Annotated in this window: 17 protein-coding genes; 10 read left to right on the forward strand and 7 right to left on the reverse strand. The window is 63.0% G+C overall.

All coding sequences use genetic code 11. The features are described from left to right. Positions 1-55: 55 nt before the first annotated feature. Positions 56-754 (forward strand): J domain-containing protein, encoded by a 699-nt coding sequence (locus ABID26_RS09665; RefSeq protein ID WP_189521570.1) that lies wholly within the window; start codon positions 56-58, stop codon positions 752-754. A 42-nt stretch (positions 755-796) separates the two neighbouring features. On the opposite strand, the gene ABID26_RS09670 is transcribed toward ABID26_RS09665, so the two are convergent. Then, entirely contained in the window at positions 797-2,248 is a 1,452-nt protein-coding gene (locus tag ABID26_RS09670; RefSeq protein WP_354415126.1) for a D-alanyl-D-alanine carboxypeptidase, read from the reverse strand. Positions 2,249-2,536: 288 nt separating this feature from the next. On the opposite strand from ABID26_RS09670, the gene ABID26_RS09675 reads away from it, so the two are divergent. From ABID26_RS09675 to ABID26_RS09690, 4 genes are all read left to right on the forward strand, one after another. Then, positions 2,537-2,866, forward strand: a complete 330-nt coding sequence (locus ABID26_RS09675) for a phasin family protein (protein ID WP_126100429.1) — start codon at positions 2,537-2,539, stop codon at positions 2,864-2,866. 277 nt (positions 2,867-3,143) lie between these two features. Continuing rightward, positions 3,144-3,470 carry an ATP-dependent Clp protease adapter ClpS gene (gene clpS / locus ABID26_RS09680; RefSeq protein ID WP_040972327.1) on the forward strand — a complete coding sequence of 109 codons (327 nt, stop codon included), beginning with the start codon at positions 3,144-3,146 and terminating at the stop codon, positions 3,468-3,470. 6 nt (positions 3,471-3,476) lie between these two features. Then, positions 3,477-5,942 carry an ATP-dependent Clp protease ATP-binding subunit ClpA gene (clpA, locus tag ABID26_RS09685; protein WP_126100428.1) on the forward strand — a complete coding sequence of 822 codons (2,466 nt, stop codon included), beginning with the start codon at positions 3,477-3,479 and terminating at the stop codon, positions 5,940-5,942. Positions 5,943-6,004: 62 nt separating this feature from the next. Then, the gene (locus ABID26_RS09690; RefSeq protein WP_292299359.1) at positions 6,005-6,616 is read left to right on the forward strand and encodes a chloramphenicol phosphotransferase CPT family protein; all 612 of its coding nucleotides are present in this window, start codon (positions 6,005-6,007) and stop codon (positions 6,614-6,616) included. Positions 6,617-6,798: 182 nt separating this feature from the next. On the opposite strand, the gene ABID26_RS09695 is transcribed toward ABID26_RS09690, so the two are convergent. The 5 genes from ABID26_RS09695 to ABID26_RS09715 form a co-directional block, all read right to left on the reverse strand. Then, entirely contained in the window at positions 6,799-7,890 is a 1,092-nt protein-coding gene (locus ABID26_RS09695; RefSeq protein WP_354415129.1) for a phosphatase PAP2 family protein, read from the reverse strand. Positions 7,891-8,123: 233 nt separating this feature from the next. Continuing rightward, a complete protein-coding gene (locus ABID26_RS09700) occupies positions 8,124-8,552 on the reverse strand; it encodes an HIT domain-containing protein (RefSeq protein ID WP_126100426.1) in 429 nt (142 codons plus the stop codon). Between the two features lie 118 nt (positions 8,553-8,670). Further along, positions 8,671-9,885, reverse strand: a complete 1,215-nt coding sequence (locus tag ABID26_RS09705; protein ID WP_126100425.1) for a GNAT family N-acetyltransferase — start codon at positions 9,883-9,885, stop codon at positions 8,671-8,673. A 193-nt stretch (positions 9,886-10,078) separates the two neighbouring features. After that, positions 10,079-10,807 (reverse strand): glycerophosphodiester phosphodiesterase, encoded by a 729-nt coding sequence (locus tag ABID26_RS09710; RefSeq protein WP_292299363.1) that lies wholly within the window; start codon positions 10,805-10,807, stop codon positions 10,079-10,081. 11 nt (positions 10,808-10,818) lie between these two features. Then, positions 10,819-11,283: a RidA family protein gene (locus tag ABID26_RS09715; protein ID WP_126100423.1), complete on the reverse strand. Its 465-nt coding sequence runs from the start codon at positions 11,281-11,283 to the stop codon at positions 10,819-10,821. Positions 11,284-11,421: 138 nt separating this feature from the next. On the opposite strand from ABID26_RS09715, the gene ABID26_RS09720 reads away from it, so the two are divergent. From ABID26_RS09720 to tsf, 5 genes are all read left to right on the forward strand, one after another. Next, positions 11,422-12,252 carry a cell envelope integrity EipB family protein gene (locus ABID26_RS09720; RefSeq protein ID WP_126100422.1) on the forward strand — a complete coding sequence of 277 codons (831 nt, stop codon included), beginning with the start codon at positions 11,422-11,424 and terminating at the stop codon, positions 12,250-12,252. Between the two features lie 96 nt (positions 12,253-12,348). Then, positions 12,349-13,644, forward strand: coding sequence for a hypothetical protein (locus tag ABID26_RS09725; protein ID WP_126100421.1), 1,296 nt, complete (start codon positions 12,349-12,351; stop codon positions 13,642-13,644). A gap of 63 nt (positions 13,645-13,707) precedes the next feature. Further along, positions 13,708-13,986, forward strand: coding sequence for a DUF4031 domain-containing protein (locus ABID26_RS09730; protein ID WP_059188655.1), 279 nt, complete (start codon positions 13,708-13,710; stop codon positions 13,984-13,986). Positions 13,987-14,244: 258 nt separating this feature from the next. After that, positions 14,245-15,024 (forward strand): 30S ribosomal protein S2, encoded by a 780-nt coding sequence (rpsB, locus tag ABID26_RS09735; RefSeq protein ID WP_126100420.1) that lies wholly within the window; start codon positions 14,245-14,247, stop codon positions 15,022-15,024. 120 nt (positions 15,025-15,144) lie between these two features. Further along, entirely contained in the window at positions 15,145-16,065 is a 921-nt protein-coding gene (gene tsf, locus ABID26_RS09740; RefSeq protein ID WP_292299368.1) for a translation elongation factor Ts, read from the forward strand. Between the two features lie 27 nt (positions 16,066-16,092). Here tsf and ABID26_RS09745 read toward each other — a convergent pair whose 3' ends face one another. Continuing rightward, positions 16,093-17,019 (reverse strand): LysR family transcriptional regulator, encoded by a 927-nt coding sequence (locus tag ABID26_RS09745; protein ID WP_292299370.1) that lies wholly within the window; start codon positions 17,017-17,019, stop codon positions 16,093-16,095. Positions 17,020-17,063: the final 44 nt, after the last annotated feature.

The raw sequence follows: 17,063 nt of genomic DNA on the forward strand, positions 1-17,063 counted from the left end.
ACCTGCGCCACATCTTGATTTCCATGCACAATCATTTGCGTGGCGGTGCGAACCGATGGGCGTGATCATCGCATTGGCGGCTTTGCTTCTGGTGCTTTTTGGCGTGGCGACAGTTTTCGTGCGCGCCGACCCAGCCAGGATGGCGGACAATCTCAGAACGCTTGGGCCCGCGCTGCTGGGCCTGACCGGCGCGACGATGCTCGTGGTCGGTCGCAGCGGCATCGGCGGCCTGCTGATGGTCGCGGCGGCAGGCTGGTATGCCTGGATGCGGGCGAGACGACCGCCGGCAAAAGCTGTCGCGGCCAAGCGTTCGACGGTGCGCACCGCGGCCCTCGAAATGGACCTCGACCACGACAGCGGCAAGCTCGAAGGACTCGTCCTGGCCGGCCACTATGAAGGTAAAATGTTGGGCGCCATGGGGATCGCGGACCTGCAGCAACTTTATGTCGAGTTGCGGCCGGATCCGGAGAGCCGCCAGCTTCTAGAGACGTATCTTGACGGCCGTTTTCCCGTCTGGCGCAAGGACGCGCAGCCGGACAGTGGCGAAGGGCTGGGTGTTGCGCCAGGTGCGGGCGCCATGACTAAGGAGGAGGCCTACAAGATCCTTGGTCTTGAAGCGGGGGCTGCCGCGGCGGATATCCGCAAGGCGCACCGCCGCCTGATGCAGCGCCTGAACGCCGATGTCGGCGGCACGTCTGTCCTGGCGGCGCGAATCAATGAAGCCAAGGACGTCTTGCTCTCCAATCACGATTAGTCTCCTTCGACGCAGAACTTACCGGGGAGCTTCAAACGCCGCTTACTGCTGGACGGCGTAGCACGAGATTTTCTTTCGCTTCAGGGCATCGCAGGCCTTCCAGGCGGCGTCTTTCGAACCGAAGCCGCCGAAGCGGGCGCGGTAGTAGGTGACGCCGTCCTTGTCGAACGCGACCGTGAAGCCCGAAGCGTCGGCCAGCGCTTTCGGCGCCTGCTTGGTTGTCTTGTCGAGGAGGGCCTGAGCTCCAGACTGTGTGGGCGAGGACGCGACCTGCACCACCCATCCCGACGGCACCGAAGACGTCCTGACCGGATCGACGGCCGGCGCGGCCGCTGGAGCCGGCTCGGCGTAAGCGGCGACTGTCTGGGACGTGGCTTCGATCTGAGACGCGGTTTCCTGGGGCGCAGGCGCCGGAGCCATGACTGCCACGGCAACCGTCTTCACCTTCCTGACCTGGATCACCGGCTTGGTCTCCTCGGCGACCGAGGTACTGTCGTCAGCCGCATTGTCGTCGGCCGACGCGACTTCGGTGTCGTCGACAGCCGGCTTTTCGTCCGGTGTCGGCGCGTCATGCTTCGGCAGGAAGACCTTTGCCAGTGTCTTGATCGGGTTGTCGCCGCCCGCCTTGGCGATCAGATTGCCGCCGCCGCGGGTCGAGGCGCGCGGCAGATAGGTGTTGATCAGCGAGGCCATCTGGTTGTCGCGGCTGCGGCCGGAAGCGCCGCCCATCACCACGGCGACAAGGCGTCGGTCGCCATCGGCGACGGAGGAAACCAGGTTGTAGCCGGAAGCGCGCGTATAGCCGGTCTTGATCCCGTCGACGCCCTTGATGCGGCCGAGCAGTCGGTTGTGGCCGTTGATACGCTGGCGGCCGTAGAGGAACGAGCGCTGCGAGAAATAGCCGTAATATTGCGGGTAGTGCTCACGGAGCGCGATGCCGAGCATCGCCATGTCATGCGCCGTGGTGAACTGGCCGGGATCGGGCAGGCCGTTGGCGTTGCGGAAGACGGTGCCGTTCATGCCGAGCTGGCGCGCCTTGGCCGTCATCATGCGGGCGAAATTGTCTTCGCTGCCACCCAAGAGCTCGCCCAGCGCGGTCGCCGAATCGTTGGCCGACTTGGTCACCATCGACAGGATTGCCGTCTCGACCGGCACCGAGCCGCCGGCGCGCACGCCGAGCTTGGTCGGCGGCTCGGACGCGGCATGGGCCGAATACGGCACCGGCGTGTTCTTGCTGATCCTGCCCTTCGCCAGCGCCTCGAAGGTGAGGTAGAGCGTCATCATCTTGGTGAGCGAAGCCGGATAGCGCCGGCCGTTGGCGTCGGCCGAATAGAGCACCTTGCCGGTCTTGGCGTCGACGACGATGGCCGCGGACTTCGCGGCAAGGGCCGAGGCGACATCGGCGGCGACAATCGTCACCGCGAGAGCGGCGACCATGATTGCCTTGATGGAGAATGGAGATTTGGAGACGAAGCCCGACAACGCCTGACGCACCGTTATTTACCCTGAATTTTTGTTGCCCCGGAGGCGGCAGAGGGAGTGCCTGCCTCGCTTTCGGCCAAGCTATCGCGGCCAGCGTTACCAATCCGTTTATGGTAACCGCGGCGTTCACCATTTTCTGGCGATTTGAGCCTCTATTTATTCGAATTTTAGCCGTTGCTGCCGCTCGGGCCCCTTGCCGTCCAAGGGAATCTTGACTTTTTGTGCGGTGCACAATATGTTCCAGTGCATTGCACAAGGGCGCCCGGGGCTAATGGGCGTTTCAACCAAGGGAAGAATGAAATGACCCAGACCTATGAGGACTTCACGAAATACGGCAAGGAGTTTGCCGACACCGGGCTGAAGAGCTTTGCCTCGCTCACCAAGGGCGCGCAGGCGATCGCCACCGAAGCCGGCGAATACACCAAGAAGAGCTTCGAGGCCGGCAGCGCCGCCGTCGAGAAGCTGTTCGCGGCCAAGTCGATCGAGAAGGCCATCGAGATCCAGACCGACTACGCCAAGCAGAGCTACGAGAGCTTCGTGGCCGAGGCCAGCAAGATCGGCAATCTCTATGCCGAACTCGCCAAGGAAGCCTACAAGCCGTTCGAATCGGTCGTCGCCAAGGCGAAGTAATCCCGCCCGATCATATCGGACACGGCCAGCCGGCCTGCCAAAAGGACCCGGTCGCGGAAGCGCGGCCGGGTTTTTTCGTGCGCGGCTGCAACCGCCTGGGCCCTGCCGCATTCACGATTGAGAAAATCGCTGAAGTTTGCCCACCTAGCCATATTGTCAGCTAAACAGAAGGGCTTAAAATCGTCCATCGAAGACCTACATGTTGAACTCGCATGAGGATTCGAAAAGGCAGGACTACGTGACGATCGGTTTGACTGCCACGGCAGGCGTGGTGCGAATGCAAAGTGACGGCGACCGCAACGATCCCGGTCGCGGCACGGCGGTCATCACGCGCACCAAAACCAAGACCAAGAAGCCCAGCCTCTATAGGGTCCTCATCCTCAACGACGACTACACTCCCATGGAGTTCGTGGTCCACGTCCTGGAGCGTTTTTTCCAGAAGGACCGCGAGGCCGCCACACGCATCATGCTGCATGTTCACAATCATGGAGTGGGCGAGTGCGGGGTCTACACATTCGAGGTGGCCGAGACCAAAGTGTCTCAGGTCATGGATTTCGCCCGACAGAATCAGCATCCGCTGCAATGCGTGATGGAGAAGAAGTGAGGTAACATGCCGGCTTTCTCCCAAGGCCTGGAAAAGGCGCTACATCAGGCGCTGACATTCGCCAACGAGCGGCATCATGAATATGCGACGCTCGAACACCTGCTGCTCGCCCTCATCGACGACACCGAGGCGGCCGCCGTCATGCGCGCCTGCAACGTCGATCTCGACGAGCTGAAGCACACCGTTCTCACCTATATCGACACCGAGCTCGACAACCTCGTCACCGGTTACGACGAGGATTCCAAGCCGACCGCCGGGTTCCAGCGCGTCATCCAGCGCGCCGTCATCCACGTGCAGTCGTCCGGCCGCGAGGAAGTGTCCGGCGCCAACGTGCTCGTCGCCATCTTCGCCGAGCGCGAGAGCCACGCCGCCTATTTCCTGCAGGAACAGCAGATGACCCGCTACGATGCGGTCAACTACATCTCGCACGGCATCGCCAAGCGCCCCGGCGCCTCGGAGTCGCGCACGCCGCGCGGCGCCGAGGACGAGCAGGGCGGCCAGAACGGCGCCGAGCCGCAGGAGGACGGCGGCAAGAAGAAGCCGCAGGACGCGCTGACGGCCTACTGCATCAACCTCAACAACAAGGCCAGGGCCGGCAAGATCGATCCGCTGATCGGCCGCGAGAGCGAGATCAACCGCACCATCCAGGTGCTGTGCCGCCGCTCCAAGAACAATCCGCTCTATGTCGGCGACCCCGGCGTCGGCAAGACAGCGATCGCAGAGGGCCTTGCCAAGCGCATCGTCGAGGGCGACGTGCCCGAGGTGCTGCAGGACGCCACCATCTTCGCGCTCGACATGGGCACGCTGCTGGCCGGCACCCGCTATCGCGGCGACTTCGAGGAGCGGCTGAAGCAGGTCGTCAAGGAGCTCGAGGACTATCCCGGCGCGGTGCTGTTCATCGACGAGATCCACACCGTGATCGGGGCAGGGGCCACGTCAGGCGGCGCCATGGATGCCTCGAACCTCTTGAAGCCGGCGCTGTCGTCGGGCGCCATCCGCTGCATCGGCTCGACCACCTACAAGGAGTTCCGCCAGTTCTTCGAGAAGGACCGCGCGCTGGTGCGGCGCTTCCAGAAGATCGACGTCAACGAGCCGACCATCGAGGACGCCATCGAGATCATGAAGGGCCTGAAGCCCTATTTCGAGGAGTTCCACAAGGTCCGCTACACATCTGAGGCGATCAAGGCTTCGGTCGAGCTTTCGGCGCGCTACATCAATGACCGCAAGCTGCCCGACAAGGCGATCGACGTCATCGACGAGACCGGCGCCTCGCAGATGCTGGTGCCGGAGGCCAAGCGCAAGAAGACGATCGGCATCAAGGAGATCGAGGCGACGATCGCCACCATGGCGCGCATTCCGCCGAAGACGGTTTCGGCCGACGACGAGAAGGTGCTGCAGGGCCTCGATGTCGAGCTGAAGCGCGTCGTCTACGGCCAGGACACCGCGATCACCGCGCTGACCTCGGCGATCAAGCTGGCACGCGCCGGCCTGCGCGAACCGGAGAAGCCGATCGGCTCCTACCTGTTCTCAGGGCCAACCGGCGTCGGCAAGACCGAAGTGGCCAAGCAGCTCGCCGCCTCGCTCGGCGTCGAGCTGATCCGCTTCGACATGTCGGAATACATGGAACGCCACACCGTCTCGCGGCTGATCGGCGCGCCTCCCGGCTATGTCGGCTTCGACCAGGGCGGCCTGTTGACCGACGGCGTCGACCAGCACCCGCATTGCGTGCTCTTGCTCGACGAGGTCGAGAAGGCGCATCCGGACCTGTTCAACATCCTGTTGCAGGTCATGGATCACGGCAAGCTGACCGACCATAACGGCAAGCAGATCGACTTCCGCAACGTCATCCTGATCATGACGACCAATGCGGGCGCGTCGGACGCTCAGCGCGCGGCGATCGGCTTCGGCTCGACCAAGCGCGAGGGCGACGACGTCGAGGCGATCAACCGGCTGTTCACGCCGGAGTTCCGCAACCGTCTCGACGCGATCATCCCATTCGGCTCGCTGCCGGTGCCGGTGATCCATCAGGTGGTGCAGAAGTTCGTCATGCAGCTGGAGGCCCAGCTCTCCGAGCGCGGCGTCACCTTCGACCTGTCGCCGGATGCGATCGCCTGGCTGGCCGACAAGGGCTATGACGAGCGCATGGGCGCGCGTCCGCTCGGCCGTGTCATCCAGGAGCACATCAAGAAGCCGCTGGCCGACGAGGTGCTGTTCGGCAAGCTGAAGAAGGGCGGCACGGTGCGCGTCACCGTGGAGAAGAAGGAGACCGGCGAGACCGGCCTGAAGCTCGAGTCGCTCGCCGACGAAGCCCCGGTGAAGCCGAAGAAGGAAGAGCCGGAGGATTCGCCTAAGCCCAGAAAGGCCGCGGCGAAAAAGTCTGCCGCCAAGAAGGCGGTGGCGCAGAAGCCGGAGCCGAAGGGCAAGGACGGCGGCAAGCGCAGCCTGGTGCCGCAACTGCCCCGCAAGGGCTGATCGGCCTGAAGATCAAAAAAGCCCCGGCAACGGGGCTTTTTTCGTTGGGAGAAAACTGGCGCATGGAAGCCGGACAAATCATCATCCTCAACGGTGCGCCGCGATCCGGTAAGTCGAGCATTGCCGCCACCGTTCAGGAGATGTTCGACGGCGTCTGGATCAATCTCGGCGTCGACGCCTGCGTGCAGATCACGCCGCCACGACTGCGTCCGGGTATCGGCTTGCGCCCAGGCGGAGAACGCCCGGACCTGGAGGCCTTTGTGCCACGCCTCTACGCTGCGCTTTATGAGTCCATCGCAGCACACAGCCGGCTGGGATTGAATGTCGTCGCCGATGTCGGTCACCACGATGCGTATTCGAGGCCGCTCGGCATCCTTCGCGATTGCGCCCGGCGCCTAGCCGGCTTGCCGGTACTGTTTGTCGGGGTCCACTGCCCGGTTGACGTGATCATGCAAAGGCGTGCCGCGAGTGGAGCGGACGGAGCGTATGTGACCGGCTCCGTCGACGATCCAGTACCGTTGCCCGTCGGTCTTTGGCAGGAAGAGGTGCATAGGCCGGGCGTTTACGATTTCGAGGTCGATACATCGCGGCAAAATCCCACCGAGTGCGCGATGGCAATCCGGCAACGGCTCGATGCCGGACCGGAACCGCTGGCCTTTCGGAGGCTGGCGTGAATGCGAGCCGCCTGAGCCTCACCGGTCAAGTTCCCTAAGCGCCTCGCGATCTTTCAGATTCGCTCCGTGCGCTTTAGGTTCTTGATTTTAAGCATGTCTTTGTCCCGAAACCGGTCCCACTTTCGGGAGACATGCTGCCGCGCAAGTCTTGCCGGTGAAGTCCAAATCGCTTGTCGCTGGAGTCAAGCAATCCCTTCCGGCGCGAAGCGGCTCAGGAAATATCCGCATGCCTTCCAGATCGCGACTGACAGAAACGCGCCTGCGTAGCCGTCCAGGGCGTAGTGCCAGCCAAGCGCGACCGAACCGATCATGATTATGCCGGCGAATGCCCACATCAGCATGCCGGCCAGCCGGGAGCGGCGCATTGCATAGAGGGCGAAAAGCACCGCCATCGCTACGTGCATGGAAGGAAAGGCGGATATTCCGATACTGCCGCTGGTCGCGCCGGTATAGCCGCTCCACAGCATGTCCTGCGTGCTGAGCGCCCAGATCGGATAGACGCGACCGGCGGCGGCGAGTGCTTGCATGAGCGGACGAAAGTCAGTGCCGAGACCCAACCGCTCAAAATAGCACGGCCCGGCCGACGACAACCCCATCGCCAGGAAAAAGCCGCCAAAGGTCCACACCAGCATGAAGCTCATCAGGAACTGGTGACGCAGCTTCGTATCGCTGCGTGTAATGCAAGCGGTGAAAACCGTGGCGATGAGTGCGATGAACCAGAAATTGTAGGCGAAATTGAGCAGCCTCAACGCGAGTGGCGATTGCACGACGAACCACAGCCACTCGTGCGGCGCCCGGCCGAAATGCAGGACCCGATCCGCGTGAGCCAGCGCCTTGTCCCATGCGAACGGGGAAAGAATTGCGATGGCTCCCTTCAGCACGCCGACGGCGGATATGAAGGCGATGCTGGAGGCCAGGCCGTTCAGGCTGTTGGCAGTGCGTTCGGCATCGCCGAAGAAGCTGCCCAGCGATTTCAGGAAGGCGCCGAGCGGTTCGGTGTCTCGCTTGATCAGTGCCAGGTTGAAAAAGCTTCCGAGAGCGAAGACGCAGCCGCAGATCCAGAAAGCGATAAAAAGATACTGGCCGTATTCCTTCAATACGCCGAAATCCGGCATGTTTGCGGTGTGGATGCCGACCGCGGTTGCCAGAAGCAAGGCCGCGACGGCCATGGCGTGCAGCAGCCGGTGCCGTTGAAAGGCGTCCGCCAGCGCGATCAGAAAAGCGCGTCCGACGGCTGTCCTCGTCAGAGACGACGTCGCAACCGAATTTTCCATAGCTTTGAAACCCGATAGCTCGCTACCGCTCAACGTCTTACCGCGAGATGGTTCGATATTCCCTAACCAAGCGATTCGAGTGCAAACGATCGCACCCGGCCCGGTACGCAATCGGCTCGGCTCCAAAATTTACCTTCTGGAAGTTCGAGCTGCGCGGAGGCTTTCGCAAACCAGATCGGGCTTGTCAGCTCGAGGCTATCGGTCCGCCTCTCATGTCGACGGACTTGCGAGTTTCAATTTCCAAGCGCCGCCCGGATCTTGCCGGCGTTCTCGGCCAGCACCTCTGGCTTCTCCATCTGCCCGGAATGCGGCTTGAGCGGCACACCCTCGAAGCGCGGGATGACGTGGACATGGAGGTGGTAGACGGTCTGCCCGGATGCCGGCTCGTTGAACTGCAGGATGGTGACGCCGTCGGCGTTGAAGGCCTTTTTCACCGCCACCGCCACTTTCTGCACCACGGCAAAGAGCGGGGCGAACGTTGCCGGATCGGCATCGAGGATGTTGCGCGACGGCGCCTTCGGCACCACGAGCGTATGGCCGACCCCTTGCGGCATCACGTCGATGAAGGCAACGACCGCGTCGTCCTCATAGATGCGATGCGAGGGGATTTCGCCGCGCAGGATTTTCGCAAAGATGTTGCCGGGATCGTAGGCTTCGGCCATGGCGGGTCCTCCGGATTGTAGCCTGCCACCCGATGTAGCGAAGCCGCTTGTATGCGGCAAGGCAAGTCAGGCAAGATCGACCATGCGGCACTGGAACTCCGCGCGCGACGATTTCGGCCTACTCCTTGAGATCCTTGCGGAACGGCGTGTGCTCTTCGAGATATTCGCCCATCCGCTCGACCTCGTGGCGTTCGCGGCGCAGATAGTCGGCGACGGCGTTGCGCAGGCCCGGATGCGCAATGTAGTGCGCCGAATGCATGGTCACCGGCTGATAGCCGCGCGCCAGCTTGTGCTCGCCTTGCGCGCCGGCCTCCACCACCTTCAGCTTGCGTTCGATCGCGAAGTCGATCGCCTGGTGGTAGCAGACCTCGAAATGCAGGAAGGGGTGATCCTCGATGCAGCCCCAGTTGCGCCCGTAGAGGGCATCGGAGCCGATGAAGTTGATGGCACCGGCAATGTAGCGGCCGTTCCGCTTGGCCATCACCAGCAGAATATCGTCCGCCATGCGCTCGCCGATCAGCGAGAAGAACTGGCGGTTGAGGTAGGGCCTGCCCCATTTCCGGCCGCCGGTATCCATGTAGAAGGCGAAGAAATCGTCCCAGGCGCGTTCGGTGATGTCCTTGCCGGTCAGCCAGTCGATGCTGATGCCGTCCGCCAGCGCCTCACGCCGCTCCTTCTTCATCGCCTTGCGCTTGCGCGAGGCAAGCGTGGCGAGGAAGTCGTCATAGTTCGAAAAGCCTTCGTTGAAGAAGTGGAACTGCTGGTCGGTGCGGTGCAGGAAGCCGGCTGCCTCCAGCGTCGCGACGTCGGGCTCCGTGGCGAAGGTGACATGGGCGGAAGACACGCCAAGCTTATCGGTCACCAATTTCAGGCCAGCGGCAAGTCCGGCCCTCACTGCGCCTTCGTCCTCACCCTTGCTCACCAGCAGGCGAGGGCCGGTGACCGGCGTGAACGGCACCGAGCATTGCAGCTTGGGATAATAGCGCCCGCCGGCACGCTCGAACGCATCCGACCAGCCATGGTCGAAGACATATTCGCCCTGGCTGTGCGATTTCAGGTAGCAAGGCACGGCGCCGAGCAGCTTGCCTTGCGCATTCTCGAGCCTGAGGTGATGGCCCTGCCAGCCGGTGCGCCGCACGGCGCAGCCGGAATCCTCCAGCGCGCTCAGAAAAGCGAATGAAACGAGCGGGTTGTAGCCGTTTTCTTTGTCGCTGCGCGTGGTCCCGGCGAAGCCGTTCCACTCCTCGCAGGTGAATGCGCCGATACCCGCCGCGACGCGGATCGCATAGTCCGCATTCGCCGTCCGTCCATCATCGTCGTCACCCTGATCCATGCGGCTTATTTAAGCGTCCTCAGGGCTGCTACAAGTCACGTTTCAGGCACCGCCCTCAGAGCATGATGCCGAAAAGTGTGAAGCGGTTCTTGCTTCGCTGACCTTCGGTTCGGGCGACATCATGCTCTCTCTTTAGAGATTGATTTAGAAGCGGATCAGATTTCAGGTCGTTTCGACCTGAAATCATCCGGCACTAGGCGACCTTGACCAGATCGGGCTCAAAACCCTCGAAGGTCATCTGGTCGGCATATTTGAAGGTCAGGTCGACCGCCGGCTGGTCGTGCACCGTCCAGGTGATGACCGGCATCCTGAGCTTCTCGCGCACGAAGCTGACGAACGGGTTGGGCAGGTCGCCAGCGGCGTAGGAGGTGAAGGCAAGGTTGTGCGCCAGCATGGCAAAATGCGCCTCGATGAGCTGGTTGTCCCTGCCGTAGGCGGTCAGCCCGCCGGGGATGCCCGGAGCATCCTTGGCGAAATCGCGGATCAGCCAGTGGTCGAACGACATGATCGCCACCTTGCCCTTGTAGCGCTTGAGCAGCCTGCCGACGCTCGCGACTAGTCCGTTGTCGTGGCCGGCAACGCCTTTCAGCTCTACCACCAGCGGCACCCGGCCGTCGATCAAGTCGAGCGCTTCCTGCAGCGTCGGCACGTGATCCTTGGTGCCGCCCACCTTCAGCGCCGTCAACTCGGCCGCGGTGCGCTGCCAAACAAAACCGTCCTCGCCGGTCAGGCGTTTGAGCTCGCCGTCATGGATGATGACGGGAACGCCATCGGACGAAATATGCACGTCGCATTCGATCGCATAGCCGCGCTCAGCCGCCGCCGCAAAGGCCGACAGCGTGTTCTCCCAGCGCGTCTTGTTCATGTCGTGAAAGCCGCGGTGCGCGACCGGGCGGGCGATCAGCCAGGAAAGGTCGGTCATGTCAGGCGCGCTCACTCGACTTCGAAGATCGCTTCGATTTCAACCGCGGCGTTGAGCGGCAGCGACGCGGTGCCGACGGCGGAGCGGGCATGCTTGCCGCGTTCGCCGAGCACGGCGACAAGGAAGTCGGAAGCACCGTTGGCGACCAGATGCTGCTCGACGAAATCCGGCGCCGAGGCGACGAAGACCGTGATCTTGACCAGCCGGCGGATCTTCTCGAGATCGCCAAGGGCTGCCTTGGCCTGCGCGAGTATGTTGATGGCGCAGAATTTCGCGCCCTCCCTGCCGGCCGCGGTGTCGATGTCGCGGCCGAGCAGCCCGCTTGCCTGCAGCTTGCCGTCCTTGAGCGGCAGCTGGCCGGCGGTGAACAGCATGTTGCCGGACCGGCAGTAGGGCACGTAGTTCGCGGCGGGCGCGGCGGCGGCCGGAATGGTGACGCCGAGATCGCTTAGCCGCTTTTCGATTGTTTCGCTCATTGGTTTTCCCTATTGCTGGAAGACGCCGCGTTGGCCGGGCCGAAATTGCTATTTTTGCCTCGCTTCCGCCACGACTTTTTTTAAGCTGGACCATCTTTCCCTGCGGTCTGCCATCGGCCGCGACGATCGGAGCACTTCATGCGCGTGACGCGCCTTTTTCTTTCCGCCGCTCTCCTGTCGACGGCCATCCCGATGGCTCCGGCCTTTGCTGTGCCCGCGCTGCAGGCGCACCGCGCCGTCTACGACCTCACCCTGAACAAGGCGTCGGACCGATCGGGCATCACCGGCATTTCCGGCCGCATGGTGTACGAGTTCAACGGCTCGCCCTGCGAGGGCTACACGGTTAAATTCCGCTTCGTCACCCAGATCGTCACCAGCGACAACACCAGGCTGACCGACCAGCAGACGACGACGTTCGAGGACGCCGAGGGCAAGACCTTCTCCTTCGTGACGAAATCCTTCGTCGATCAGAACCTCGACAAGGAAGTCAAGGGCATGGCGACCAGGGAGCCGAAAGGCCTCAAGGTGGATATCGACAAGCCCGAGAAGAACACCCTCGAGCTCGCCGCCACGCAGTTCCCGACCCAGCATCTGGTCGAACTGATCGGCAAGGCCGAGCGGGGAGAAAATTTCTATCAGACCAATCTGTTCGACGGCTCCGAGGACGCCAACAAGGTGATGACGACCACGGTCGTCGTCGGCAAGAGGACGGACGCCGACAAGTTGGACCCCGAAGCGCCGGCGCTCGCCAAGCTCGCGACCGACAAGTACTGGCCGGTCGACATCGCCTATTTCGACGATACCGACAAAAGCGGCGAGGAAGTGCCGGAGTACCGGATCAGCTTCAAGCTGCACGAAAACGGCATCACGCGCGATCTCGTCATGGACTATGGCGACTTCTCGATGACCGGCAAGCTGGTCAACCTATCGCTGTTCGATCAGGCCAAGCCTTGCCCGGCGTCGAAATAGCGACGAGTTAACCACAAATCGACCTGCCGGGGCGGCTCGACTTGAAGGCGCCGCAATCCGGTTCCAGCTTCCTTGCGGGCACTTCGGGGGAGAAGCTTGGGCAGGATCGACGTGTTCGTGGCGCCGCGACCCAATCCGGCGCTGATCAATGTGATGACGATCGTCAACCGCGTCGTCATGTTGAGGGGCGTTCCGGGGTTTCGCGACCTGTTGCCGTTCAACCGCCTGGCCGGCCTGCGCGGTGTCTCAAACGTCCGCCACATCGACTTTCCCGCCGCCGACCGGCAAAGACTGCAGGCCTGCTGCGGCGGGGGCCAAGCGACGTTCATCACGCCCAACCATCCGGAATTCTTCACCGACTGGATGATCGACAAGGAGATCGTCTCGCGCGTCAGTCCGCTTGCCGCCTCATGGGCGACGCATGGCGTGGTCAACGGGCTTGGCCGGCTGATGCAGAAATTCTGGCTGGCCAACAATCTGATCGCGCAGATTCCCGGCAACACCGACGCCGCCAAGGCGCATTCGGTCGACTGGGCCCTCAAAGGCCATGGCGTGCTGCTTCATCCGGAAGGCGCTGTCGGCTGGCACAGTAACTATGTCGGGCCATTGCTTCCGGGTGCGGTGGAGATGGGGCTCGAAGCCTTGAAGCGCGGTCGCGAGACGAACCAGGATTTCAAGGCTTGGGTCGCTCCGGTCGTCTGGAAACTCGCTTTCACCGGCAATGTCGAGCGGGCGCTCGCTCGCGAATGCGCCTACATCGAGAAGAGTCTGAAAATCGCAAGCGCCGCAAACGGCTCTCTGCCGGAACGCGTCTATCGTATCTATTCGATCTTACTGTCCCGCGACGAACAGGCCTGTGGCCTGGCGGCGGAGGAGGGCGCTTCCTATGCCGACCGCCAGCAAGGCGTTCTGGCTGTGCTTGGACGGGAGCTAGCCGCAGCCATTGCTGCCGAGCCGGGCCTGGATATGGCCGAGTTGCTGCGGTGCTCACGCCGATGGCTGCGTGAGAATAAGGCCGATGCCGGTGAGCAGAAACGTGTGCGAAAGCTGACGGAAACGATCCAGCGCATTCAGCGCGTCGGCCCCTGGGCCTTCGCCAATCAAACGATCACCCAGGAAGAAATCGCCGAGCACCTGAAACGCATCCGCAACGATTATTGCAAGGGCACCCTTCGCGACACGATCAACCGCTTCGTCCCGCAACCCGCGGGACCGCGCTGCGCGCACATCCGCGTGCCAGAGCCTTTGGGATTGCACGACTACAAGGGCTCGGTCGACGAGGCGCTCGCCGAACTGCGCTCGCGCATGCAGGAAGCGGTGACAGGGATCGTCGCCGAGCTCGAAGCCGCCGGCGGCTTCATTTCCTATCCGAATCCCTTCTATCATCGCTGACTTCATTTCGGCCCGGGTGACCGTGAGCGGGCCACCCATGTCGGTAGGAGTGCGGCAAGCTCGATGGCTGTCTATGTCGATGCGGCGATCTGGAAATGGGCCGGCCACCGCTGGTGCCATCTGCTTGCCGACGACACCGACGAGTTGCATCGCTTCGCCGCAGAGCTCGGCGTCAAGCGCTCGTCCTATCAGGGACCGCCGAAGACATCGGCGCCGCATTACGATATCACCGGTTTCGAGCGCGACCGTGCCGTGCGACTTGGCGCGGTCGAATGCAGCCGAGAGGAGATCGTGGCGATCTTCCGCCGCGTGCGGGTGCCGAACGGAAAGGTGAAACGCTGATCTGCTTTATGCATGTCGTTGTCTCAGAACCGCAGCACACTTCTGGGCGACATGCATTGGCTGCGCGGATCGCCGCAGGCAAAAGCGTTTTCCGGTGCCTCGCTTGCGTTTATGGCGCATCCCCTCTATATGCGCGCTCATTCCACACACGGACTTTGGTGTCTGCCCGGGAGAAATCCGGCTGAAACCTCCGGTGGCATCAGGATATCCGTCCGAAATGCCTGTGTCCGTGGAGGCCAACCGGAAAGGAACTAAAGAATGGCTCTGCCTGATTTCAGCATGCGCCAGCTTCTCGAAGCTGGTGTTCACTTCGGCCACCAGACCCACCGCTGGAACCCGAAGATGGCGCCCTACATCTACGGCGCCCGCAACAACATCCATATCGTCGACCTGTCGCAGACGGTTCCGCTGCTGCACCAGGCCCTTAAGCAGGTCTCCGACACCGTTGCCAAGGGCGGCCGCGTGCTGTTCGTCGGCACCAAGCGCCAGGCTTCGGATATCGTCGCCGACGCGGCGCAGCGTTCGGCCCAGTACTATGTCAACTCGCGTTGGCTGGGCGGCATGCTGACCAACTGGAAGACGATCTCGAACTCGATCCAGCGCCTGCGCAAGCTCGATGAGACGCTTGCTGGCGAGGCCCAGGGCCTCACCAAGAAGGAGCGCCTCAACCTCGACCGCGAGCGCGAGAAGCTCAACAAGGCGCTGGGCGGCATCAAGGATATGGGCTCGACGCCGGACCTGATGTTCGTCATCGACACCAACAAGGAAGCGATCGCCATCCTCGAGGCCAAGCGCCTCGGCATTCCGGTCGTCGCCATCATCGATTCGAACTGCGACCCGGACAAGATCGACTTCCCGATCCCCGGCAATGACGACGCGGCCCGCGCCATCCAGCTCTATTGCGATCTGATCGCCAAGGCTGCCATCGACGGCATCGCCCGCCAGCAGGGCGCGCTCGGCATGGATATCGGCGCGTCCGCCGAGGCCCCGGTCGAGCCGGCGCTCGATACCCCGGCCGCCGAGACCCCGGAAGCCTGAAAAAGCGAAGGCCGGTTGCGGCCTTCATCTTTCCAATAAGTTGGCGCGCTAAAGCGCTTTTGCCGGGCGCATCATCGGGATTCGATGGTGCGTCGGCGCATTTGAAACAAAGAGGCGACAATGAGCATTACGGCTGCACAGGTCAAAGAACTCCGCGACTTGACCGGCGCGGGCATGATGGACTGCAAGGCGGCGTTGAACGAAACCAACGGCAACATGGAGGAGGCCGTCGACTGGCTGCGCAAGAAGGGCATCTCCAAGGCCGACAAGAAGGCCGGCCGCACCGCGGCGGAAGGCCTGATCGGCGTCGATTCCGGCGTTCGCGAAGCCGCGGTCGTCGAGGTCAATTCGGAGACCGACTTCGTCGCACGCAACGCGGCCTTCCAGGAAATCGTCGCCAACGTCGCCAAGGTCGCGCTCGCCTATGGCACGACCGAGGCGGTGGCCGCGGCCAAGTATCCGGGCTCCGACAAGTCGGTCACGGACACCATCAAGGACGCGGTCGGCACCATCGGCGAGAACATGGGCTTCCGCCGCTCGGCCAAGCTCACCGTTCCGCACGGCGCGGTGGCGACCTATGTCCACAACGCCGTTGCCGACGGCCTCGGCAAGCTCGGCGTGCTGGTCGCGATCGAGACCACCGGCAATGAGCATGCGGCGAACGCCTTCGGCCGTCAGGTCGCCATGCATGTCGCCGCCACCAACCCGATGGCGCTGACCACGGAAGAACTCGATCCGGCCGCGGTCGAGCGCGAGAAGGCGATCTTCGCCGACCAGGCGCGCCAGACCGGCAAGCCCGAGGCGATCATCGAGAAGATGGTCGAGGGCCGCCTGCGCAAGTTCTACGAAGAGGTGGTGCTTCTGAAGCAGGCCTTCGTGCTCAATCCCGACATCACCGTCGAGAAGGCGCTGAAGGATGCCGAGAAGGAGATCGGCGCTCCGGCCAAGATCAGCGCTTACCTGCGCTTCGCGCTTGGCGAGGGCATCGAGAAGGAAACGACCGACTTCGCCGCGGAAGTCGCGGCCGCGGTCAAGAAATAGCCCGAAGAAAAAGTAAGGCTAAACAGCTCAGGCAACTCGGCCGGGTGTCCGCATGGATGCCCGGCCGATCTCTTGTGCGGTGTCGATAAAGGCCCTGAGCTTCGGTGCCATCGACGCCCGGCGCGGGAAGTAGAGGAAGAGGCCCGGCTCCTCGATCGCCGTCTTCGGCAGGATCTGGATGAGGCGCCCGGCGGCAAGACCGGCACGCACCAGCGGCTCGAACACATAGGCGAGCCCGACGCCCGCAAGTGCTAAATCGATCGCTGCAAGCGAATCGGTGACGACGGCCGTGCCGCGCGTCTCGACCACGACATCCTTGCCGTTATCGTTCAAATCCCAGCGATAGAGGCCGCCCGAGCGGACGAGCCGATAGCCGATGCAATTGTGGTTGGCGAGGTCGGCGACGTCGCGCGGACGGCCGTGCTTTCCGATATAGGCGGGCGAAGCAACGACCATGGCCTTGAAGGGCGGCGTGAGCCGCACGGTGACCATGTCCTGCGCGATCATCTCGCCCAGCCTGATGCCGGCGTCGAAACCCTCTCCGACGATATCGACCAGAGCCTGGTCGGCGAAGACCTCGACGGTTACGTCCGGATAGCGCTCGGCCATCGCCGCGATCACGGGCGTCACCGCCAAGGGGATTGCGATGTTGGAAGCATTGATCCTGAGCAGGCCGGAGGGCCGGCCCTTGACGCCGCGGATGCGGTCCATCCGTTCGGCGATGTCCTGAAGGGCGGGGGCTGCCGTCTCCACCAGCGCTCGGCCGGCTTCGGTCAGTGAAACGCTGCGCGTCGTGCGGGCGAACAGCGGCTGGCCGATGCGCTCTTCCACCAGCCGCACCGCATGGCTGACGGCCGACGGGCTCATGCCGAGCTCAGCCGCGGCGAGCGCGAAGCCGCCGCGCCGCGCCACGGCGACGACGACAGGCAGATGCGTGAGCAGATCGCGATCCATTCATGAAAGATATCGCATGGTCTTTACGAACAATGCAATCTTAT

It is taken from the genome of Mesorhizobium shonense, from assembly GCF_040545255.1.
Taxonomy (GTDB): Bacteria; Pseudomonadota; Alphaproteobacteria; order Rhizobiales; family Rhizobiaceae; genus Mesorhizobium; species Mesorhizobium shonense.